Raw genomic sequence first — 23012 nt, 5'->3', positions numbered from 1 at the left:
AAAGTCCACCCTCATTTGCATCGTTGATCGGGACCTAGGTCTGTTTCTCGTCGGGCCTTCAGTCCAGATCGTAGCCCGACGTTATTCCCTTACTCAGGGCTCCCGGAAAAACTCAAATGCCAAGGTGGGCGCCGATACGGCGTGGAATTGCTGGGTCAAGCAGCACGAGCGAGTGCGCAGGGAGAATTGTCATGGCGACAAGCTTCACGGTCAACAAAGCGGACCTCGAGTTCATTCTCAAGCAGATCAAGATCGCCGAGGCGACATCGGTCGGCTACACACCAGCGGTGGCGCCTGTCTCGATCATGCAAGCGATCATGGACGCTTATGGTTTGAGTGCTGCGGACGCAGCGATAGCGCCTTACGGTCTCCGCACGGTTGATGGAAGCTTCAACAGTCTGGTCGCGGGTCAAGACAGGTTCGGTGCGGCGGGCACTTTGTTCCCGCGATTGACCGATCCGGTCTTCCGAAATGATGCCGATGGGGACTCGATCGATTTCGATGGCCCCGGCGGCCAGCCGCCACTCGTTCAAGGCAACTACGGCACTCCTGGCGCGACAGTTGTTGATGCCGATCCGCGCATCATCTCCAACCTGATCGTCGATATGTCGGTCGATAATCCGGCGGCTATTGAAGCCTATTTCAATAATCCGCTGTCGCATGAGCAGTTTGCTGCAGATCATCCGTACATGCCGGTCAATCCGGGTGATCCCACGTCTTACACGCCGGTTCGTCCGGGCGAACCGCTTGGTGCATTCGGACTCTATGTTACGGACGCCGATCTGCAGGCTATTCCCAACCAGTCACCCGATATTGGCCTGTCCCCAGGGTTCAATTCCTGGATGACCTTTTTCGGTCAGTTCTTTGACCACGGTCTTGATCTGGTCACCAAAGGCAATTCCGGGACAGTCTATGTTCCGCTGCAGGCGGACGATCCGCTGATCGCCGGCGCAGATGGCGTTCTCGGGAACGCAGATGACCTTCCGGCGCACCTGCGATTTATGGCGTTGAGCCGTGCAACAGTCACTATGGTCAACGGTGTGCCGCAGCACGAGAACACCACGACATCGTTCGTCGATCAGAACCAGACTTATACATCGCATCCTTCGCACCAGGTGTTTCTGCGCGAATACATGAAGGTCGACGGCAAGGCGGTTTCAACTGGCCGCCTTCTTGACGGAGCAATGGATGGTACCATTGGTAATTGGGCCGACGTCAAGGCGCAGGCTCTTGAAATGCTGGGCATCGCGTTGAGCGACTTCGACGTTCATAACGTACCTCTCCTGGTGACAGACCAGTACGGCAAGTTCATCCCGGGCCCCAACGGCTACGCCCAATTGGTCATGGCGGCCACAAATCCAGACGGCAGCCACGTGGTCGTGGAAGGCACTACGGCGGGAATTTCCACCGCAGGATCTCTCGGCACCGGCCATGCATTTCTTAACGATATTGCGCACCATGCCGTGCCGGGGCGATGGGATTCCAATGGCGATCATGTCATCAATAATCTCGACGCGTTTCAGACGAAGGACACCGACGTTGGCGACGTGAATGGCGACGGGAGTATTGACGCCGCCGATCTTGTTGCGGACGATCACAATGCAAGCACCTACGACGACGAGATGCTCGACGCTCACTTCGTCACGGGTGATGGCCGCGGCAACGAGAACATTGCTCTCACGACCGTTCATTCGATCTTTCATTCCGAGCACAATCGCCTGGTAGACGCGAACAAGGCGACGATTCTTGCAAGCGGCGACACAGCGTTCATCAACGAGTGGTTGCTGACGGATCTGACCGCGGCTCAGGTCGCGGCGATCCCAACAGACGCTGCGGCACTTGTTACATATGCCGATTCATTAAATTGGGACGGTGAACGCCTGTTCCAGACCGCGCGCTTCGGCACCGAAATGCAGTATCAGCATCTCGTGTTTGAAGAATTCGCACGCCGCATCCAGCCGATGGTGGATCCGTTCATCTTCAACAGCAGCCCTGACGTCGATCCGTCGATCGTAGCCGAGTTCGCACATACGGTTTATCGCTTCGGACACTCGATGTTGACAGGTACGGTCGATCGTCTGGACAACAATCTCAACCCGCTCGATCCACTCGATCCGAACTCGGTCCAAGGCCAGCAGACGTTGCTCGCGGTGTTCCTCAACCCGCAGGCCTATATTGGCAGCGGCGCAACGTTGGAAGAGATCAACGCTAATATCATCCGCGGCCTGTCGCGCGACGTTGGCAATGCCATAGATGAATTCATCGTCACCGATGTGCGCAGCAACCTGTTGGGCCTGCCGCTTGACCTTGCAGCGCTCAACATCGCCCGCGGCCGGGATACCGGAATTCCGTCGCTCAACCAGGCCCGTGAACAACTCTACAACGACACCGGCCTCGCCGATCTGAAGCCCTATGAGAGCTGGGCTGACTTTGCGTTAAACATCAAGAACGCAGCCTCAGTCGTCAACTTCATCGCGGCTTACGGCACGCATTCGACCATCACCGGCGCGACCACGCTCGCCGCCAAGCGCGCGGCGGCAGAGGCACTGGTCTTTGGTGGACCGGGAGCACCTGCGGATCGCGTCGCCTTCCTGAACGGGCCGGCAGCAACCACCGGCGTTAATCTGATTGATCTGTGGATCGGCGGCTTGGCCGAAAAGAGCCCCGAGTTCGGCGGCATGCTGGGAACGACTTTCAACTACGTGTTCGAATTCCAGATGGAAAGCCTGCAGTTCGGCGATCGGATGTACTACCTCACCCGTACGCAGGGCCTGAACTTCCTCAACAACCTCGAACCCAACACCTTCAGCGACCTGGTGATGCGCAATACTGCGCTCGGGGATGTTTATTCGACGCACGTGAACGGTGCGCTGTTTACCACGCCGGACCACATCATCGAGCTCGATCGCGGCATTGCGCAGGAAGATTATAACGGTGCTGAAGCTGGCAAAGATCCCATCTGGGATGGGTCCAACCCTGTTCTCGAAGCGATTCTCGGTCCTAAAGTCGTGCGTGGCTATGCCGCAGGCGACGTGCCGGGATATGCCGGGAATGGCGACACCACAGCCAACGGCCATGATGAAGGCGGCTACCTCAGGGTCCTGGGCGGCGAGCACTATGTGCTGGGTGGCACCGAGGGCAAAGACATCATGTACGGTGACAGCGGCATCGACACCCTGTGGGGCGATGGCGGCGATGACTACCTCAACGGCGGCACTGAATCCGACGATGTGTTCGGCGGCGAAGGCAACGACATCATCGAAGATCCGTTTGGCGACGACGTGCTGCGCGGCAATCAGGGCAACGACGTTATCACGTCGGCCCGTGGCGCGGACCTTCTGTTCGGCGATCAGGGCCAAGACTACATTGTGCTGGGCCAGGACGCGAGCGAGGTTTTTGGAGGCACCGAGACCGACTTCATTCTCGGCGGCATGGGCAAGGACTTCTTGCTGGGCAATGAGGGCGACGACTGGATCGAAGGCGGTGGCGGTTTCGATACCATTGCCGGTGAGAACTCCGAACTGTTCTTCAACAGCCCGATCATCGGCCACGACGTATTGTTCGGCCATGGAGATGAAACCGATTACGATGCGGAGTCGGGCGACGATATCATGGGCTCCGGCCCGAGCGTTTACCGCTATGAAGGCATGTTCGGTTTCGACTGGGGCATGGCCAAGAACGACAATTCGGCCATTAAGTTCGATCTTCAGATTCCGATCTTCACGACCATTCCGGAGGATGTACTCCGTGACCGCTTCGACCAGGTCGAGGCGCTATCGGGCTGGAAGAATAACGACATTCTGGACGGCGATGACCGCGGCCACAACGGTGGCTCATCGAGCCCAGACTCCACCCCGGTCGAACTGTTCACGGATCACACGCTTGACAGTGCTGGCATGGATCGCATTGCGGGATTGCGCCACTTGCTGGGCCTCGACGGCGTGCAGAATGCCAGCTTTAAGAACGGCAACGTGCTGATCGGCGGCGACGGCAACGATATGCTTCGCGGCCGTGGTGGTTTCGACGTTATCGACGGCGACGCCTGGCTCAACGTGCGCATCAAGATCGTCATTCCTGCGGGGTCTCCGAACGCTGGTACCTATTCGGCGGAGTCGATGACGACGGATACCACCGTCATGGGTCCCCACGCAGGAAAGGTATTTAACGTCTATACGCTGGCCGACCAGGCGGCGAACCCGGCCCATATCGCCGGAGCGCCCAATTTCGACAGCCCGGCTTTCGGCGGTGAATCGCTCACCTCGCTGATGCTCAACCGGACAATCATTCCCGGCCAGCTCAGCATCGTCCGCGAAATCCTCTACGACAACACGGATGTTACCGGCCCGAATAAGAATATCGATACCGCGATCTTCCAGGGCGGCGATCTCGAATACGAAATCGAAGGCACCCAGATCATCTACGATGCAGATACAGGCGAGGCGCTTCGGCGCGTGAACATCACCGGCCCTGAATCCGCACCGCTTAACATCCGCGACGTGAACGGTGACGGCTTTATCACGGTGCGAGATCTCGACGACGGGCTTGTTGCGGCTCCCGGACGCGTCGGCGGGCTTACAGTTAGCCGTGGCGCGTTGACCGATGACACCGACAAGCTGGTCAACATCGAACGTCTGCAATTTGCCGACAAGACGCTGACGGTTGGCGTGGCAACGACCAACAGCCTGGCCACTGGAACGGTAACGATCTCCGATCCGACGCCTTTCGATCACGACGGCAATCCGGCGACGCCGGGTGTTATCAGTCCGATCGTCGGGCAGATTCTGACGGCGAAGCTAACAAACCTCGTCGACGCCGATGGCTTCGGGCCAATCGACCCCGTAACGGGGCTTCCCCCCGGCGGCACATTCGAATGGCAGACGACAGAAGCGGGCAACGACGGTGGCTGGGCGAAGATCAGTACCGGCCTGACGTATACGGTTCGTTCGGTTGATCCTTCGCACGTGTTGCGGGCTGTCGCAGTATTCAATGATAACAAGGGAGTAACCGAGCGCATCGCTTCGATGCAGACCGACAACGTCACGGCGCCGTTCTCCGTCAACGAAAACGCGGCTAGTGGTACCGTCATTGCGCCCGTTCCTTTCAGTCTCGACTACGATCCGCTCGGCTTCGGCGGTACCGGTGTTACAGACGGCGATGTCGTTCAGCTGACGCACGTCATTTCGCCCGGCCAGGATGCGGGAGGGCGCTTCACAATCGTTAATACTGGCACCGCAGCGGCGCCGGTCTATCAGCTCGCCGTCGCCAACGGCGGCCCGATGATGCTCAACTATGAAGCCGGCGTTCACACGCCCGCGAACCAGTCTCATCAGTTTGTCGATAACCAGTATCAGATCGTCATCGATACTTATACCGATACGATCGCGAATGGCGGAGTGCTGATGGCACAGCGTCAGTTCACGATCTTTCTCAACGACGTCACTGGCGAAATTGTTGATATCGCGCCGACGCTGGACCTCAGCGGTGTTGTCACAAGCGGCAATTATCGCGAGGAGTTCGGAACGTCGAATTACACCGGCACGGACAGCGCAAACGCCACTGCTCCGTGGACGACGAACTGGGCGGAGGCTAATGACAACAACAGCGCCACCTCCGGCGAGATCGATATCAATGGCGGTCGCCTCCAGTTTGATGGCGGCATAGATGGTAATGAAACTCTGACCAGGGCCGTTGACCTGACTGGCCGGAGCACGGCTACACTTTCCTTCGACTACGTCGATGACGACACCGGATCTGGCGAGAACATTGTCGTCGAGGCGTGGGACGGGGATAGCTGGGAGCAATTAGGAACGACGTTAGGCGGCAGCACCAGCAATGGAGCCGGCACGTTTTCGGCGGCTCTTACGACGGCAATGATTGGCTCACATTCGCAGATTCGCTTCCGTGCGGAAGGTGACTGGGAAACCACCGGCGGGACGGATCTTCCGGGAACCAATCCGACCGATAATAACGGCGACAACTTCTACATTGATAACATCAATATCGTTTTCACCAGTTCCTCGGCGGCGCCACCCAACGACTACACTGCGGCCACATACACCGAGGGTGGACCGGCGGTCGCTATCGCGTCCAACCCGGCGGTCGGCGACGTTGACAATCCCACATTGATGGGCGCCACGATCAAGCTGACCAATGCCCAGCTCGGCGACACGCTGTCGATCCAAGGTACGCTTCCGACAGGTGTAACGATGAGCTTTGGTCCGGCAGTTGCAGGTACAATCACGATGTATCTGAGTGGCAACGGACCGATCTCAAAAACTGCACTACAGACGGCGATCGGTCAGGTGCGCTTCTCCAATACCGGCGATAACCCGAACCCAACTCCAGCGGCAACGCCGCGCAATATTGCAGTGACCGTTAACGACGGCGAGAAGGAGAGTGTCGTAGCCACGGCTACAGTGAATGTGATGGGAGTTGATGATCCATTCGTTGCAACGCCAGATCGGATTGTGACGAACGTCGTCGGAGCGAACTTTGTGGTTCCCGAATGGGCGCTGCTGGCCAACGATGGCGATCCCGACTCGCCGGCCGTTGTCCCCGACATCACGGCGGTGACCGAGTCCTCAAGCGGCTTCACGGCGACACTTCTTCCGGTGAATGGCGGCGTTCAAATTGACGATACGGACGGGACCGCCAACTCATTCATTTATACCGCCAATGCGGGCACGACGGCCAATGTGGCGGTTGTGCGCGATACCAACGACGTCGCCGGCAGCACCGGCAATGACATCCTTGTCGGGGACGGTGATGGTGATTCATTCGATGGCGGCACTGGCAATGACATCGTCTTTGCGGGGGCTGGCAACGACACCATCGTTTGGAACGCCAACAATACCGGCGCGACCGACGGTCGTGACTACGCCGACGGCGGCAACACCAATCCGGCCACGACTGGCTCGGTCGTTGTTACCGGCACCGGCGGTGCCACCGGAAATCGACTGAACTTCACCGAGAATACCAACGGCACGGAAATTCTTTCACGGTCGGTGGATCTCACCGGCGCAGCATCCGCGACCTTATCGTTCACATGGCGGGTGGATGACACGAGTGGCGCTGATGACCTGCTTGTCCAGGCGTTTAACGGCACCACGTGGGACACGATTGGTACCCTCGATGGCGGAGGGACCGAAGATTTCGATACCACCTTTACCGTCAATCTGACTGCAGCACAGCGCGGCGCGCATTCGGCGATCCGCTTTGTCTCTCCAAACCTTAGTGGTGGTGAGAATTTTTATATCGACAACGTCAATATCCAGACGCCGACAGGAAACTTCCGCGATGAGTTTGGGACGCAAGGCTACAACAACACCAATGGTACCCGGCCATGGAGCTCATCTTGGATTGAAACCAACGATGTGTTGGAAGCAGACACATTCGTTGTGAACGGCAACAATACGGCTGAAGACTTTAAAATATACGCCAAGAGCAATGCGATTTCGGCCGGCTTCACCGATCTGAGGGCGGATACGGAAATCGTTATCGTCCGCAACGGTGTGATCATCGCCGAACTCGATAACATCGAGGAAATCCGGGTCAATACCTTGAATGTGACCACACCAGGCGGTGCGGGCGGCGGCTCTAGTGGAGGTGACACTATCCAGGTGATCGGAGACTTCACCTCCACCAGCCTTAACTTTAGCACCATCACCATCGACGGCGATGCTAGCGATGACACGGTCGATATTTCGGCGCTGTCCTCAGCTCACCGGATCGTTTTCAGGTCGAATGGCGGCAACGACACGATCATTGGAACGCTGCGTCCGCAGGACGTGATCGAACTGCCGCCCGGGAAGGTGGCCGCTGACTTCACTTCGACCACGACCGATGGCGTCACGACCATGACGGACGGCACTCACTCCATCACCTTCACTGCAAGCGGAGGAATGCCGCAGATTGGCAACAACAATGGGAATGATAACGAGGAGGATGATAGCGACGACGGCGATGATGACGATGAGACGACCTCGCCTGTGCCCGGCGCGGTCAACAACGGAACGCCGCAGTCGGATATCCTGAACGGAACGGCGTCTGACGACAACCTCGTCGCGCTTGCGGGAGACGATGTGGTCACAGGTAATGCTGGGGCCGACGCGATCTCCGCGGGAGAAGGCGCTGACTTCGTGAGTGGTGGCGACGGCCGCGACATGATTTTCGCCGGGGCCGGCGATGACCAGGTGTTCGGCGGTGGGCAGGCCGACATCATCTACGGCGATGCCGGCTCAGATCGCATCTTCGGCGATGGCGGCAACGACATGATTACCGCAGGAGTTGGTGACGACTCTGTCTTCGGTGGCGATGGCGACGATTTGATCGTGGCTGAAGTCGGAGACGGAAACGACGTTTACTTCGGTGATGCCGCCGACGGTGGTGTTGGAAAGGATACGCTCGATATCTCCGCAGCCACGGTCAGCGTGACCGTCAATCTCGGCTCGGGTGCTTTGGCGAAGGGCAGCGCATCCAGCGCGCAAACAGGAAACGATACCCTGTGGGGAATCGAGAACGTCAATACAGGCTCCGGTAACGACACCATCACCGCGAGCAACGCCGTCAACGTGATCAATGGTGGTGCTGGGAACGATACGTTCAAGTTCCTGTCGGCATCCGGGGCTAACGGCGACACCATCGTCGGGTTCGAGCCGGGTGACCGCATCGATCTGAGCGCGATCGACGCCGACCTGTCTGCTGCGGGTGACCAGGCCTTCACGTTGGTCACGGGTGCTGCGGCTACGGCAGCCGGGCAACTGGCAGTTACTTTCGGCACGGGCACCAACGGTGACTTCACGCTGGTGCAGGGCAATATCGATGGCGGCGCGGCCGACTTCACGATCCAGATCGAAGGCCATCATACGCTGACCAACGCGAACCTCACATCTTGAGATGCCCCATGACCGGAGGCGAGTAGTTCCCGCCTCCGGTTTTTCGGAATTTCATAGTTCCTCAGTTTGAGTGCGTTCCATGGCGAAATCCAAAGAATTGACCCCGGCAAAACGAAAAAATCTCGCGGAGCTCACGCGAGGATTTCGCGGGATCGTTGTATTTCTGTTTCTGGTCTCGGGAGTGATCAACATCCTGGCGCTGACCGGATCTCTCTACATGATGCAGATTTATGATCGTGCGCTGACCAGCGGCAGCGTGCCGACGCTTATCGCTCTATCGACGCTGGCGATCGGCCTTTACGTCTTTCAAGGCTGCTTTGACATCATCAGGTCGCAGGTTCTGGTGCGCGTCGGTGCACGGCTCGACAACAAAATCGCGCCTATGGCACACCGCGTCGCAATCGATATGCCGCGTTTCGGCTTTTCGACTTCGGAAGCGCTGGAACGCGGCCGTGATGTGGACACGGTGCGGGGCTTCCTGGGCAGCCAAGGCCCGGCAGCGTTGTTCGACCTGCCATGGATACCGCTCTATATCGCCTTTATCTATTTCCTTCACCCGCTGCTGGGAGCCCTGACATTCGCCGGTGCAGTCTTCCTTGCCGTTCTCACGGTCATCAGCGAGATCCGCACCAAGCAACTAAATTTATCGACCCGGAAGGCGGCAATCGTACGCAACACGATCGCCGATTCGAATGCGCGCAACGCTGAAGTGCTCAAGGCGATGGGTTTTTCGGATCGCGCTGTGAATCGCTTCAACGAAGCCAATGGCGAACATCTTGAGTTGCAGACGAAGGCCAATGATATCAGCGGAACGTTCGCCGCGATTTCGCGCGTGTCGCGCATGCTGCTGCAGTCGGCGCTGTTGGGCCTCGGCGCCTATCTCACCATCAAGAACGAGATGACGGCGGGGGCGATTATCGCATGCTCGGTTGCTTCGGGACGCGCGCTCGCGCCCGTGGATCTCGCCATCGGCAACTGGAAAGCGTTCGTGGCAGCGCGCATGGCCTATAACCGGTTGCGGGAAACCGTCATTGCGCTGGCGGCTGCTGAAGAGCCGATGCAACTTCCAGCGCCCCACAGAGGTCTCAGCATCGACAGGATCACTGTCGCCGTCCCGGGCTCAGGGCAAGTTGTACTGAGCGACATCAGTTTCGAGCTTCAGCCCGGCCAGGCCCTGGGAATCATCGGGCCGAGTGCCGGCGGAAAGACCACGATGGTCCGGGCGCTGACAGGATTCTGGCCTGTCTTGCGCGGCAGCGTACGGCTCGACGGCGCGGACCTCGCGCAGTGGCGAGAGGACGATATCGGGCAGCACATCGGCTACTTGCCTCAGGATGTGAGCTTGATGGATGCGACTATCGAGGAAAACATTTGCCGCTTCGAACCCCAGCCCGACTTCAACAAAGTCATCGCGGCTGCCAAAGCGGCTCGCGTTCACGACATGATCTTGAAAATGCCGGAGGGATACCGCACGCAGCTTGGACCGAACGGAACGTCGTTGTCCGCCGGCCAGAGGCAACGTGTTGCCTTGGCGCGCGCGCTCTATGGCGATCCCTTCATTGTCATCATGGACGAGCCCAACTCAAATCTGGATGGAGAAGGCGAGAATGCGCTGACGGAAGCTATTGAGGGTATCAAAGCTCGAGGTGGGATTGCGATTGTCATCGCACACCGCCCCAGCGCACTAACCGCCGTCGATCTTGTAGGGATCATTCAGAATGGCCGACTGGGGGCATTCGGCAACAAGCAAGACATCATGACACCCGGTTTGCAATCGTCCGCCAAGCCTGCTGCTGACGGACTTAAGATACGGCGGCCAGCATGATCAAGATCAAAGCAAGACAAGACTCCGTTCAAAAGCAACCCTCTCGTGAAGACTATGAACAGGAGGAGCGAAAAACGAATATCATTCCGCTCTCCTTTCTGCTGTTTCTGACCGGCTGTGCGGCGTACCTGAAAAGCTTTCTCCCCGTTCGACTGGAATCGCCAGGTAGCGCTTCAGCGGAGCAGGGCCGTCGGCATCCGGAAGATGAAGATAAGGGAAGCTCTGCCCGCGAAGACGTGGTCGTTGAGACCGATGCAAATGCCGAGGGCGACGTGACGGGCGGGACTAGCCGTGCCAAGCGGTCTTCGGACAACGTGGTTCCGCTTGAGCTTCCTGCAAAGGACGTTGGCAGCTTCCTGGCCAGCGACTCACCTGCGCTCGATTTCAGTGCAATGAAGCGTCAACCGATTTCCCGATCAGACTTTGGTTCTGGTAGCGATCCGGGTCGCCCCGTCAATGACAATCACTCTCGCCTTGCCGGGCTCAACGAACCCAGTTCGCCTCCGCGGCCGGGAGGGGGAGGCGGGGGCTCATCCGATGGGGGGCCTAAAAATCCGTCCGATCCTGAGAGCGCGCGCAATCGCGCACCGCGGAGCAGCGGACCGGTTCAGCTTCCGGATGTGGTCGGTTGCCATGCGTATCTGATATCGCTGCTCGCCTTATTGCAGGGGACGGCAGACCCGGATGGCGACCGGCTGACGCTTGGAAATTTGTCTGCGTCGTCGGGTACGCTCACCCCGGCAGAAGGCGGCGGCTGGATGTTCACGCCAGCGAAGGGAATGCTCGGTGACGTCACGTTCATTTACTATATTACGGACGGCGCAGAAGTCATTCAGCAGACCGCATATCTCAGGGTCATCGAAGCGCCGCCGATTGTCGGGACCGATGGCGACGACAATCTGCTCGGCACCCAGTGCGACGATACCATCGACGGCCGAAGCGGCCATGACAACATCGAGGCCAGAGGTGGTGACGATCTGATTTTTGGCGGTGACGGCGATGATCATATCGTAGCCGGCGCAGGCAAGGATATCGTCTATGCGGGGGCGGGTAACGACATTGTATTCGGCGGAACCGGAAATGATGTGATCTTCGGAGGCGACGGTCATGATCACCTGTTTGGCGAGCAGGGCGACGACACGATTCATGGAGAAGCCGGCGATGATCGCATTTCAGGTGGCGAGGGAAACGACATCATACTCGCCGGAATTGGAAACGATATCGTTGAAGGCGATGCCGGCAACGACACGCTTGATGGCGGCGAGGGTAACGACAGTCTTCACGGCGGTATAGGTGCGGACATCTTGTTCGCCGGCGCCGGCGACGACACTGCTTCCGGCGGACACGGCAACGATGTCATATCGGATGGCCTGGGCAAGGACGATGTGCATGGCGACGATGGCGATGACTACGTCGTCGCTGCCATTGACGCTGTGGCTGATACTTACTCAGGCGACGCCGGCGAAGATACGCTCGACTATTCGACGGCCACCATGAGCATCACCATCGATCTAGGTCGAGGAAGTGCCGAGGGTCGTGAAATCGGCATGGATCTGATTGCCGGGTTCGAAAGGATCATTGGCGGTCAGGGCGACGATCATATCATCGTCGGCTCGACGTCCGCGATCCTTGCCGGGGGCGATGGTGACGACACTTTCGAATTTGAAAGGTCAGCCGACGATCATCAGTCCGATGTTGTTCGCAAGATCACCGACTTTACGGTCGGCGACCGAATCATCGCGGCAAGCTACGAAATCCGTTATCGCGAAGGCGACGATGTCTCTGAGGCCATCGAAGATCTGTTCGAAGACATCTATCTGTCAGATCGCGACGGTCAAAATCTTCCGATCCGCCTTCGTTTCGAGAAAGTCGATGATGATGAACGAACTTTCGTGGAGGTCCGTGACAGGCCGGATTCGGAGGAGTTCTTCTCAATTGAACTGTACGGACATCACAACCTCAGCGTTGTTGTCGGGATCTCGTAAGGGGTGTTCGCGCGTTGTCTTGGAATGAGGAGTGAGCGATGAGTCAGAATGCCATTAAAAAGGCTCCAGGTGCCGGCGGCGGCTCATCGCGAGAACAGGATGTTTTCTCGCTCTGGTCCCGCGTTGCAATTGGTTTGGGCCTCGTCCTTGTGTTGGTCATCGGGTGTGGCGGATGGGCAGCCTTGGCGCGTCTTGAAGGCGCAGTCATTTCGACAGGCGTCGTCAAAGTCGACCAGAACCTCAAGGAGGTCCAACATAGGGATGGTGGTATCATCAAAACGTTGGCAATCCGGCAAGGAGATCTTGTCAAGGGAGGGCAGGTGTTGGCCACTCTCGACGATGTTCAGGTCAGGGCAGAACTGCTGATCGTGCGGTCGCAACTTGCAGAAGCACTCGGGCGTCAAGCCCGGCTGATTGCGGAACGGGACAATTTGTCCTCAATCACGTTCTCAAAGGAACTCGCGGGTCTGGCGAGCACGGCGGACGCAGCCATTCAAGGTGAGCGGCGCCTGTTTGCGGGTAACAAGCTCGGCAGAGATAGTCAGAAAGAGCAGCTCACGCTGAGCATTGGCCAGACCGGTGAAGAAATCAAAGGCATGGAGTCACGACTTGCCGCCAAGCTGGAAGAAATCAGGCTTGTCGGCGAGGAGCGCGATAAGCTCACGGTCCTGTTTGAAAAGAAAATTGTCGAGTACGCGCGCGTGTACACAGCTCACAGAGATTGGGCGCGAATACTGGGTGAGCGCGGCGAAATCGAAGCAAACATTGCGCGCGCGAAGGTGCGCACCAGTGAAATCAAACTGCAGATCATCGCAATTGATCAGAATGCGAGTACCGAAGCTCAGCGTGATCTCCGTACCGTGGATGCACGCATCGCCGAACTGAACGAACGAAAACTTGCTATTGAGGACCGCTTGTCGCGTACGGAAATACGGGCGCCGGTTTCTGGATACGTCAACGAGTTGTTCGTCCATACTGTGGGTGGGGTCATCACACCGGCGGCAAGAATTGCGACAATCGTCCCGGAAAGCGCTGAGCTAAAGTTCGAGGTCAGAATCTCGCCGGTAGATATCGACCAGGTGAGGGAAGGTCAGCGAGCTCGCGTCCGGCTATCGGCTTTCAACCGGAACACGACGCCTGAGATGAAGGCCAAGGTCGTCATGGTGTCGCCTGCATCGGCACGTGATCCCACGACAGGGCAAGAGCATTACATCGCTTACGTGCAGTTGAGCGACGAAGCGCTGTCGCAACTGAGTACGGTCAGACTCGTTCCGGGCATGCCGGCCGAAGTATTTATCTCGACCCAAGAGCGGACCGCTGTATCGTATCTTACCAAGCCATTCACCGATCAAATGAATCGCGCCTTCCGCGAGCGCTGATGACCAAAGTGACGACGAGCAATCCGAAGCGGGGCGAGCGTGGTAAGCACAGATTCCACTCGGCCGCCTGGGAAAGACTACTGAAATTGCGGGTGTCGCGCTGTTCCTTGCCTCTCCGCTCACTTCTTACGTCATTTGGACAGACGATTCCTGTGGATGATGGCCTGACACTTCGTTAGCCCGAAAAGTATTCGCGATCAGTCGGATCTGGCCTGAACCGGCTCTTCGCCATCCATGTCGCAGGATTATGGAATAGTCGATAAGGGAGTTTCGATTAGTCCGATGAGGCGCACACATGATCGCTTTCATGTTCATTTGGATTACTAAGTTCAACTTAAAGGCATATCTCGATTTCACCATCTAATGAATGCCGACGCGCGTATCCTTTCGGAAAGATCGAGAAAGGGATGGGTGCTTTGAATTCGCGGTACGGGGTGTTGGTGTTTGTTGCTGCGGTTATATTGACCGCCAACAGCGCAATAGCTGATCAAAAGGGAAAGCCGCAACCGCTGACAGTCCAGAAGCAAGGCAGCTTCGCGGTCGGCGGGACGGTGCTGAGCATCCCCCGAGGTGAGATTTTTGCCGGATTGCCAACGTGCTGATCTAGCCTTACCGCTTCGGCCTTTTGTTGCGGGGCAGCCCGCCAATGAATTGTCTGATTGCCTCAAGCACTGGTTGCTGAGCACCCGCAAAGAACCAATGATCATCGCCGTCGAGTTCAACGAATTGAGCGCCAGTGATTTGGCTGGCCATATCCCGGCCTGCCCCAATACGCACGGCGCGGTCGTTTTGGCGGTGCAGCACCAGCGTCGGCACAGAGATTCGTGGCAGGAGGTGTCTCACGTCGGTATCGCGCAACGCCGTGAGCACCGCCCAAATGCCGCCGGGACTAGAGGCCGCGCGCAGCAGTCCAGCCCACCACGCCCTCGCTTGAGGGTCACGAGAAAGACTCGGCCCGAAGGTTTCGATTCCGGCAGGGCCACCCCAGTCCGCGACGAGTTGCTGGCGCCAGGCTTCATGTTGGCTTGTCCGCAAAGCGTGCGGGTAGTCTGGCGCCCAAGAGCCCTTGGCTAATGAGCCGAACAGAATAAGGCCAGCCACGAGACGGGATTCATCGACCGCAAACTTGATGCATGCTGGCCCACATTCTGACGCGCCAAACAGAACGACGCGGCGCGTGTGCACCGCCCGCAGCACAGTGCCGATATCCTCGGCGGTGACTTCGATACTCGGGGCCGATCCGACCCGGTCCGATAGCCCGATGCCGCGACGATCGAAGATGATGAGTCGTCCAAACGCCATCAATGAAATCAGAAATGCTCGGCACGAGGGATGCTCCCAAAGGCGTTCCACATGTGACACGAAGCCAGGCATAATCAGGATATCAAGCTTGCCGCTTCCGTATGTCTGATACGCCAGATGCACGCCGGCGCCCTTTACATAGAGTGTTGTCGGAGCGTCATGGACCAACGGCGGCGTGGTGGGATCCATGAGCGCTTCGGTCGCGGCTTCGGGCGCGACCCTAAGCTCGTCACGCAGCCGCTGTGTCAGTGCGCCGTGGTGCCGTTCTGCCGAACTTCGATCGCCGGCAAGCAGGAGGCTGCGGATCAAATGTCGACAATACACCTCGCTCAGCGGGTCGAGCTCGACAAGGCGTCCCGCGTGAGCTGCGGCAGCAAAATGCTCGCCTGCGGCATTTTTGTCTTGCACGAGGCGTTCCAGCCCATGCATAAGCCGCCCCCTGAGTGCCTCGCGGCGAAAGAACACCCAATCGTCGAACTCAGGACAGTCGGGTAGAGAGAAGCCTGCGAGGAAGTCACCCCGATAGTACAGGCAGGCTTCGTCGAAAGCGCTTCGGTCGCAGGCGCTTTCGAACAGATGGGAGTCGACCGTCAGCTCGACCGCTGGAGACCACCGCACGCTGGTGCGGTCGGTCTCGAAAACGTGCTGGCCGAGCGTAAGCTCGATGCGATGAAGCATGCGCCGTAACCGCGCGCGGGCGGTTTCGCCCGGGCTTTCGGGCCACAGCAGCGTGGCAATGACATCCCGTGCAACGGCGCCTTGGGCCTCCGCGAGATAGATCAGCAGTGCAAGACCCTTGCGCAGGTTGAGCTTGATCGGGCGGTTGTCGCCATGGATTTCCGGGAATCCAAGCGTCTGAAGCGAGAACCCAGTCATGAAATCTTCCCTTGTCCTATCGGGGGACGCGCAGGGGACGGTCCAGCGATAAAAGTTATGCCTGATCAAGCCCGCTCGCTGTCGAACGGTTCAGGCTTTTGTCTTCGGCCCTGCTGCCGCCGGCAGCACAATTGGAAAAACATTCATGTTCGCACGTCTCCTGATCCTATTGTACGCCATTGTGAGCTATGGCGTCTTCCTTGTTTCGTTCCTTTACGGGCTGGGATTCTTCAGCAACACCTTCGTACCAAAGTCGATCGACGTCAGCGGCGGCCCTGCTCAATTGACCGAGGCTATCGCCGTAAATCTGTTGCTGCTCGGAATTTTTGCAATCCAGCACACCATTATGGCGCGCCCGGTCTTCAAACAGTGGTGGGCTAAAAACCTTCCCGTGGCCTTGCAGCGTAGCACCTACGTGCTGCTCTCCAGCCTGATCCTTCTGCTGCTATTCTGGCAGTGGCAACCGATTCCGACACTCATCTGGAAGTTCGATGGAATCGCAGGCTCGTTGCTGACCGGTGTCTACTGGTTCGGCTGGCTACTTGCGCTGACCTCGACCTACCTGATTGATCATTTCGACCTGTTCGGCCTGCGTCAAGCATACTTCTCGCTGCGTGGAGCCAACGACCCGGGTCAGGAGTTCAAAATTCCTTTGTTCTACAAAATCGTGCGGCACCCGCTTATGTTGGGCTTTCTGCTCGCATTCTGGGCTACGCCCGAAATGACCGCAGGCCATTTGTTGTTCGCGGTCACGATCACGATCTACATCCTGGTCGGGGTGCAGTTCGAGGAGCGGGATTTAGTCGCTCAGTTCGGCACGACTTACCAGCAGTATCGCCAGCGCGTCCCCATGCTGCTGCCGCGCATTTTCGGTCGCAACCAAGAAGGAGCATCACAATGAGAGCAGTTCTATGCAACACGTTTACGGGTCCGGAGGACCTGTGGATCGGCGATATCGAAGAACCGAAGCCCGCCGGTGACGAGATTCTGATCAACGTACACGCGGCCTCCGTGAGTTTCATGGACCATCTGATTGTCTCGGGCCTTTATCAGATGCGTCCACCGACACCATTCGTGCCCGGCGCGGAAGCGGCCGGCGTCGTCGTCGCGGTTGGCGACAAGGTTACGAAATTTCAGCCGGGTGATCGTGTGGCGTGCGGAAGCTGGACAGGCGGCTATGCCGAGCGGATGGTCGCCAAGGAATCGAAGAGTGTGCTGTTGCCGGCAGGTGTCGCGTTCGAAACGGCGGCCACGGTCTGGCACAACTACGGCACGGCCTATTACGCACTGAAAGAGGGTGCACGAGCCCAACACGGTGAAACAGTGTTTATTACTGGGGCTGCAGGCGGGGTCGGTCTTGCCGCTGTCGACCTCGCGGTCCACTTGGGCCTGCGGGTCATCGCCGGTGTAGGCTCCGACGACAAGATGGCTTTGGTGCGCCGTTACGGTGCCTGCGATGTCATCAATTATCGTAGCGAAGACCTGCGCGAGCGGATCAAGTCGATAACCCGTGGAGAAGGCGTCGACGTCTGCTTCGACAATGTTGGCGGAGCGATTTTCGAGCAAATGGCGCGGCTGATGAAGTGGGGCGGACGGCTGATGCCGGTCGGTTTCACGAGCGGCCAGATCCCTTCGGTGCCCATGAACCTCTTGCTTTTGAAGAACTATTCCATTGTTGGTGTCTTTGTTGGCGCATGGGCAGAGAAATTTCCCGAGCAAGCCGCGCGCCTGAACGACACCCTGGCGCAATTGTTGGTCGAGGGGAAAATTCGCCCCCACATCGATCGCGTCCTTCCCCTGGAACAGGTCAAGGAAGCGATGCGCGCTGTTGCTAATCGGACGGTTCAGGGAAGAATCGTCCTTAAGACAGTTGAGTGCGGTGGCGGCGGCAAGCGAGGAAGGGATCGATGACATCGATTATCATCGACAAGCGCTACTGCGGTCCTCCGAACTCCGGGAACGGCGGGTACGTCTGCGGTCAGCTGGCGCGGCACATTCCCGGGGGTGCGGAGGTGACGCTCCGCGCACCTCCGCCCCTGGATAAGCAGCTCGATGTCGTCGCGAAAGACGACGGGCTATGGGAGCTTAGCGATGGCGCCACAATCGTCGCCACTGGACGATCGGCGAGTATTGACCTTACGCGCCTGGAGACGGCAAGCTTCGACGAGGCAAGTGCAGCCGAATTGCTGACACTGGTCAAGCCACACGAGCATCCGCTGCCGACGTGTTTCGTGTGTGGTCCTGCGAGGGCGCAGGGAGATGGCCTGCGCATTTTTGCCGGACCGCTCGTGCGCGATTCCCGGAATGATTCGGCTGTGCTTGCGGCGACCTGGACACCGGATCCGACACTGGTGGCGGAGGACGGCTTCGTCGCGCCTGAGTTTCTCTGGTCGGCGCTCGATTGTCCCACGGGTTATGCTTCCTCATACGATCGGGAGAGCGGCTGCTTCGACCGAACGCCGATTCTATTGGGCCGAATGTCCGCACGGATAGAGACGCGTCCGCGTCCAGGAGAACGCTGCGTCATCACTGCATGGGAGGCCGGCCGCGACGGCCGCAAACGCGTTGCTGAGGCTGCTGTCTATGGTGAAGCCGGAACATTGTTGGCCATGGCTCGAGCGACTTGGATTGCAGTCGACCGCCAAGTGCAACTTGGCCACGACTTGCGCTGAGACGCCGTAACCACATCCATCAAGAACTGACCGATGTCTAGCTGCGGTGGACTCGCTCCGACGAGGGAAGTACTTTGACAGAAGCTGTTCAAAAGAGCGCCCGACCACGGACGGCGGGTCGGGCTGGCCGACTTGGCGTAGTCAATGACCGTATGATGCAGTATCAGAAAGCATCCCGTCTGATCGGAGACATCTACGACGCTTCGCTCGATCCTGCGATGTGGACCGTCGTTCTCGAAGAAATAGCGGAATTTGTCGGCGGTCAGGCCGCGGGGCTTGCTTTGAAAGATACCGCAAGCGCCTTCGTTGAGGCCCGCTATCACTTTGGCCTGGATGCGGAGTATATGCGGAGTTATTCGGACACGTATTCGAAGTTCGATCCTCTTGCAGCAGTAACGCTCTTCGGCGTCGGACAAGTTGTAAGTCTTCCAGACCTCGTACCTTACGAAGAGTATTGTCAGGGACGTTTCTATCGGGAGTGGGCCGAGCCCCAGGGCTGGATCGATGTCGCCAGCGCTGTGCTCGAGAAGTCTCCGACAAGTTGCACGTTTCTCAGCGTTGTCCGGAACAAGGCGGGTGGCATGGTCGACGACGAGATGCGCCGGCGCATGTCGCTTGTCATTCCTCACGTGCGCCGTGCTGCGCTGATAGGCAAGGTGATCGATCTGAAGTATGCAGAAGCGGCGACATTCGCCGAAACCTTCAATGGCCTCAGCGCTGGCATGTTTCTGGTCGATGGAAGAGGGCACATCGTTCATGCCAATGTCGCGGGACACGCTCTTCTGGACGACGGTAGCGTGCTGCGTTCGACGAAAGGCCAACTCGTCGCGAGCGATGCGCAGATCAACAAAACATTGCGCGAGATCTTTGCTATCGCGAACCAGGGCGATGCCGCACTCGGTATCAAGGGCATTTCGCTTCCGCTTTCCACCCATGATGGAGAACGTTATGTCGCTCATCTGTTGCCTCTGACCTCGGGTGCTCGTCAGCGCGCCGGCGTTGCCTATACGGCGGTTGCGGCATTATTTGTCCGCAAGGCGACGTTGGAAACGCCGTCCGCGCCTGAAGTGATTGGGCGCACTTTCAAGTTGACGCCGACCGAGCTGCGCGTGCTGCTCGCGGTGGTCGAGGTCGGCGGTGTGCCCGAGGTCGCGATGGCTCTCGGTGTTGCGGAGACGACGATCAAGACTCATGTCAGCCGCCTGTTCGAAAAAACAGGTGCCGGGCGACAGGCCGATCTGGTCAAGCTTGTCGCCGGATTTTCGACGCCGCTGGCGGATTGACAGGACACGCCGATTATTTATCGGCGCGTCCTCTAGATAATCCCATTCTCGCTATCAGACTGGCGCCGCCTTCGACATACACCAGTGTTGTCGGCACGATTGAGTATTCACGCGTCCGCGAACAAGATCCATAGGATCGACGATCGGTATGCAAAGACTCCGCTGTTGTGGGCGCTGCGCGTTCTCGGCATTCACGGTGCGCACTCATATTTCGCCGCACCGTCTGTTATCGAAATCGTTAGTTCTTCAAGCGATTATTGTGAAGCTACGCCTCGCGTAAGCGTTTAACTCTTACATATAGCGTTAGTTTTAAGTGTCGTCTGGACGCCAATTCCATGGCAAGAGTTCGTGGATGCGGCTCATCGGGTGCCCGCCAGACATGCGTTCTAGGATGTCTTTGAGATAGGCAAAGGGTTCGACGTTGTTGAGTTTGGCGGTTGTGGTGAGCGAGCAGACGGTCGCCCAGCCTCGCGCAGTTTTCCATCGTACTGCTGCCAAAAGATCTGATTGGCCGTGATAGCGACACCCATCAATGCGTCACAAGACCACCAGATGGGGCACACGTATCTTCTTTGCCGATGACGAACGTGCCGACGGGACGAGAGAAGCGGGCCTACGCCGCCCCTCTCGATGACTCGCTCAGGCAGTCGGGAGGGTAGAATCGCGCGCCCTCGCGGAAGATTTAAAGGCTCTGCCGTCAAGGAACGCCCGGATCATCCGGTTGACAAGCTGAGGTTGCTCATCGCAAATCCAGTGGCTACCGGGCACATTGATGATCGTGGCGTTCGGCATATAGGCCTCCATACCGCTGAAGGCGTGCGGCCTGACATAGGCGTCGTCGTTAGTATGGACGACGAGGCTTGGCACAGAAATAATCTGCGGGGAGACTTCTGGACAGGTATTACCGCGCGCCGGCGTTCCAATTTCGTCCTTCGGACCCACCCCCTCGCGCTGATACCATCCCACGATGCCCTCAGCCGCGCCGGGTTGACGCCATGCTTCGAGATAAACCTGGCGGTCAACATCACTAAAAAACGGAAGTGCCGTGATGTTCTTGAGTCGCTCGAAGTCGTTGCCAGCCAGCAATCCAGCGCTATCGAGACGCCGCGTAAGGAGTAGGTACTGGCTCGCCCTGATCTGCTCTTGGTCGTCGTGCAGATCCCGGTCTAACGTCGCCGGATGTGCGGTGCACAATATGATGAGGCGATCAAGTAAGGCTGGATAATGCAGCGCCATAGAATAGCCGATAATGCCGCCGGTATCATGGCCGACGTGAATGAATGTTTTGAAGCCGAGATAATGGACGAGCGCTCGAGTATCTTCGACGCTGACCCAAGTGCCGTATTCCCAACGTTTTGTCGGCTTGGAAGACAGATTGTAGCCTCGCAGATCGGGCGCGACGACAGTGTGGGTTTTGGCGAACTCCGCGAGCTGATGCCTGAAAGTGTACCAACACTGCGGGAACCCGTGCTGGAACAGCATCAGCGGTCCTTTTCCAGCTTTGACATAGTGAATACGCTCCCCGTTGATTTCGGCAAATTCGTGAGACAGATCCGGGAGCGTCTTTGACAGGTCGATCATTCGATGTTTCCTTCTATTGCTTCGGCGGCAGATCGAACACAAGGCATGTGGCTGAGCCGTGCGCACATAAACGGCCATCGCGATCCGTGACCCGTCCTTCCGCCGTGGCGATCCGCGCGCCGATACTGAGAGTTCTGGCTTCGCAACGTAGCGGTCCCGAACCTATTCGAATGGCTTTCACGTAGCTCACTCGCAGATCTAGGGTTGTATACGACCGGCCTGCTTCTAGCCCGCTGTGGACCGCGCAACCTATTGCAGAGTCCAGCAAAGTAGCGGCAAAACCACCGTGAACCGATCCCATCAGATTGTAATGCTGCTCGGCTGGAATGGCCTCAAAGGCTGCAAATCCTAACTTGAACTCTGTTGGATAGATTTGAAGAAGGCGACCGATGGGTGCTCCTTTTTCAATCCCCGGTGGAGGTGGAAACATTGAACAGAGATACTCCAAGCCGCTCAGGCGATGCATCAGCGCAACGTCCGGCCGAGGATTGTTCCATGTCACCGTCAGCATTCTTTCTAGAGGTTCATTCGTCATTCTCGTCACCCGCAACCATTGTCTACGTTTCGTAAAAACAGAGACCGGTATGAGGCGGACAGATTTATCCGGAACAGGTCGCCACGACTTCCATTCATTTCCAGGCACTCATTTCGGCTCGTAAGTTGGGTCGCTTCTCGGGCAGGCAGTGTTACCTAGCGGCGAGTTTGGCCCGGACGTGCTAGCTCCAATCACGCACTCCGCCGGTGTTCTGAGCGGTTTGTACAAGCTCTGAGGTGCGCAGCAATTGATTGCCGAAATGGTTGCCGGTCACAAAAACGGGCTACGGCATCTCAGCTAGACTTGTGGAGCGAGGATTACATCCTCCACTAGAAGGACAGTGGCGATTTTTTTCATTCATTGAATCCCGCTATTAGATAACGTTTTTCTGTCTTCCGCCGAAGGCAAGGACGTCGCTTCCCACTGTTATGGGCCGCGTCGCACGGTCCCGCGATAAGAAAACCTCCGATCTACAAACGAGCCGGATGAAAAAGTAAGCGAGTGCCTCGGCGAAACGGCCGGGCCATACCGACCGCGCGGCAGCACATGTTTTATGGATATTTTATCGTCGTTCGGACCGCTCCGTGGCGGCCGGTCAAATATCATCGCAGTATCGTCGAACTGCGATCTCCAGCAATGAGGGTGAATTTCGATCTGGTACAGAAATCATATTGCAGCAG

General features: G+C 57.9%; 11 protein-coding genes and 2 pseudogenes. 9 read left to right on the top strand and 4 right to left on the bottom strand.

The features are described 5' to 3' along the window. Positions 1-191 precede the first annotated feature (191 nt). The 5 genes and pseudogenes from AC07UB_RS08820 to AC07UB_RS08800 form a co-directional block, all read left to right on the top strand. Positions 192-8894: a peroxidase family protein gene (locus tag AC07UB_RS08820; protein ID WP_492792348.1), complete on the top strand. Its 8703-nt coding sequence runs from the start codon at positions 192-194 to the stop codon at positions 8892-8894. Positions 8895-8973: 79 nt separating this feature from the next. Next, positions 8974-10719 carry a type I secretion system permease/ATPase gene (locus AC07UB_RS08815; protein WP_492792349.1) on the top strand — a complete coding sequence of 582 codons (1746 nt, stop codon included), beginning with the start codon at positions 8974-8976 and terminating at the stop codon, positions 10717-10719. Then, positions 10716-12704, top strand: coding sequence for a calcium-binding protein (locus AC07UB_RS08810; RefSeq protein ID WP_494651336.1), 1989 nt, complete (start codon positions 10716-10718; stop codon positions 12702-12704). Before AC07UB_RS08815 ends, AC07UB_RS08810 begins: the two co-directional genes overlap by 4 nt. 38 nt (positions 12705-12742) lie before the next feature. Continuing rightward, positions 12743-14083, top strand: coding sequence for an HlyD family type I secretion periplasmic adaptor subunit (locus AC07UB_RS08805; protein ID WP_492792351.1), 1341 nt, complete (start codon positions 12743-12745; stop codon positions 14081-14083). Further along, positions 14083-14262, top strand: a pseudogene (locus tag AC07UB_RS08800) (SDR family oxidoreductase); the annotation flags it as partial. The gene AC07UB_RS08805 and the pseudogene AC07UB_RS08800, both read left to right, overlap by 1 nt. Positions 14263-14692: 430 nt before the next feature. Here AC07UB_RS08800 and AC07UB_RS08795 read toward each other — a convergent pair. Further along, on the bottom strand, positions 14693-16261 hold the full coding sequence (locus AC07UB_RS08795) for a bifunctional AfsR/SARP family transcriptional regulator/alpha/beta hydrolase (RefSeq protein WP_492792352.1): 1569 nt from the start codon (positions 16259-16261) through the stop codon (positions 14693-14695). Positions 16262-16406: 145 nt separating this feature from the next. On the opposite strand from AC07UB_RS08795, the gene mddA reads away from it, so the two are divergent. The 4 genes from mddA (at position 16407) to AC07UB_RS08775 (ending at position 20216) form a co-directional block, all read left to right on the top strand. Then, a complete protein-coding gene (gene mddA / locus AC07UB_RS08790) occupies positions 16407-17162 on the top strand; it encodes a methanethiol S-methyltransferase (RefSeq protein WP_492792353.1) in 756 nt (251 codons plus the stop codon). Continuing rightward, on the top strand, positions 17159-18172 hold the full coding sequence (locus AC07UB_RS08785) for an NADPH:quinone oxidoreductase family protein (RefSeq protein WP_492792354.1): 1014 nt from the start codon (positions 17159-17161) through the stop codon (positions 18170-18172). The genes mddA and AC07UB_RS08785 overlap by 4 nt, the downstream gene beginning before the upstream one ends. Then, entirely contained in the window at positions 18169-18933 is a 765-nt protein-coding gene (locus AC07UB_RS08780; protein ID WP_492792355.1) for a hypothetical protein, read from the top strand. The genes AC07UB_RS08785 and AC07UB_RS08780 overlap by 4 nt, the downstream gene beginning before the upstream one ends. A gap of 152 nt (positions 18934-19085) precedes the next feature. Next, positions 19086-20216, top strand: a complete 1131-nt coding sequence (locus AC07UB_RS08775; RefSeq protein ID WP_492792356.1) for a helix-turn-helix transcriptional regulator — start codon at positions 19086-19088, stop codon at positions 20214-20216. A gap of 309 nt (positions 20217-20525) precedes the next feature. Here the strand turns inward: AC07UB_RS08775 and AC07UB_RS08770 are convergent. The 3 genes and pseudogenes from AC07UB_RS08770 to AC07UB_RS08760 all read right to left on the bottom strand — a co-directional run. Then, positions 20526-20690, bottom strand: a pseudogene (locus AC07UB_RS08770) (transposase domain-containing protein); the annotation flags it as partial. A gap of 165 nt (positions 20691-20855) precedes the next feature. Further along, positions 20856-21797: an alpha/beta fold hydrolase gene (locus AC07UB_RS08765; protein WP_492792357.1), complete on the bottom strand. Its 942-nt coding sequence runs from the start codon at positions 21795-21797 to the stop codon at positions 20856-20858. 13 nt (positions 21798-21810) lie between these two features. Beyond that, complete coding sequence (locus AC07UB_RS08760) at positions 21811-22332, bottom strand: PaaI family thioesterase (RefSeq protein WP_492792358.1); 522 nt, start codon at positions 22330-22332, stop codon at positions 21811-21813. Between the last annotated feature and the right edge of the window lie 680 nt (positions 22333-23012).

The organism is Afipia sp. GW821-FHT04G03, from assembly GCF_059419985.1.
This window is presented reverse-complemented; position numbering and strand designations above follow the sequence as displayed.

What these genes read in the sequence shown, in the direction of transcription:
- AC07UB_RS08820 (WP_492792348.1), top strand. Translation starts at nt 192, where the DNA reads ATGGCGACAAGCTTCACGGTCAACAAAGCGGACCTCGAGTTCATTCTC.
- AC07UB_RS08815 (WP_492792349.1), top strand. Translation starts at nt 8,974, where the DNA reads ATGGCGAAATCCAAAGAATTGACCCCGGCAAAACGAAAAAATCTCGCG.
- AC07UB_RS08810 (WP_494651336.1), top strand. Translation starts at nt 10,716, where the DNA reads ATGATCAAGATCAAAGCAAGACAAGACTCCGTTCAAAAGCAACCCTCT.
- AC07UB_RS08805 (WP_492792351.1), top strand. Translation starts at nt 12,743, where the DNA reads ATGAGTCAGAATGCCATTAAAAAGGCTCCAGGTGCCGGCGGCGGCTCA.
- AC07UB_RS08795 (WP_492792352.1), bottom strand. Translation starts at nt 16,261, where the DNA reads ATGACTGGGTTCTCGCTTCAGACGCTTGGATTCCCGGAAATCCATGGC.
- mddA (WP_492792353.1), top strand. Translation starts at nt 16,407, where the DNA reads ATGTTCGCACGTCTCCTGATCCTATTGTACGCCATTGTGAGCTATGGC.
- AC07UB_RS08785 (WP_492792354.1), top strand. Translation starts at nt 17,159, where the DNA reads ATGAGAGCAGTTCTATGCAACACGTTTACGGGTCCGGAGGACCTGTGG.
- AC07UB_RS08780 (WP_492792355.1), top strand. Translation starts at nt 18,169, where the DNA reads ATGACATCGATTATCATCGACAAGCGCTACTGCGGTCCTCCGAACTCC.
- AC07UB_RS08775 (WP_492792356.1), top strand. Translation starts at nt 19,086, where the DNA reads ATGATGCAGTATCAGAAAGCATCCCGTCTGATCGGAGACATCTACGAC.
- AC07UB_RS08765 (WP_492792357.1), bottom strand. Translation starts at nt 21,797, where the DNA reads ATGATCGACCTGTCAAAGACGCTCCCGGATCTGTCTCACGAATTTGCC.
- AC07UB_RS08760 (WP_492792358.1), bottom strand. Translation starts at nt 22,332, where the DNA reads ATGACGAATGAACCTCTAGAAAGAATGCTGACGGTGACATGGAACAAT.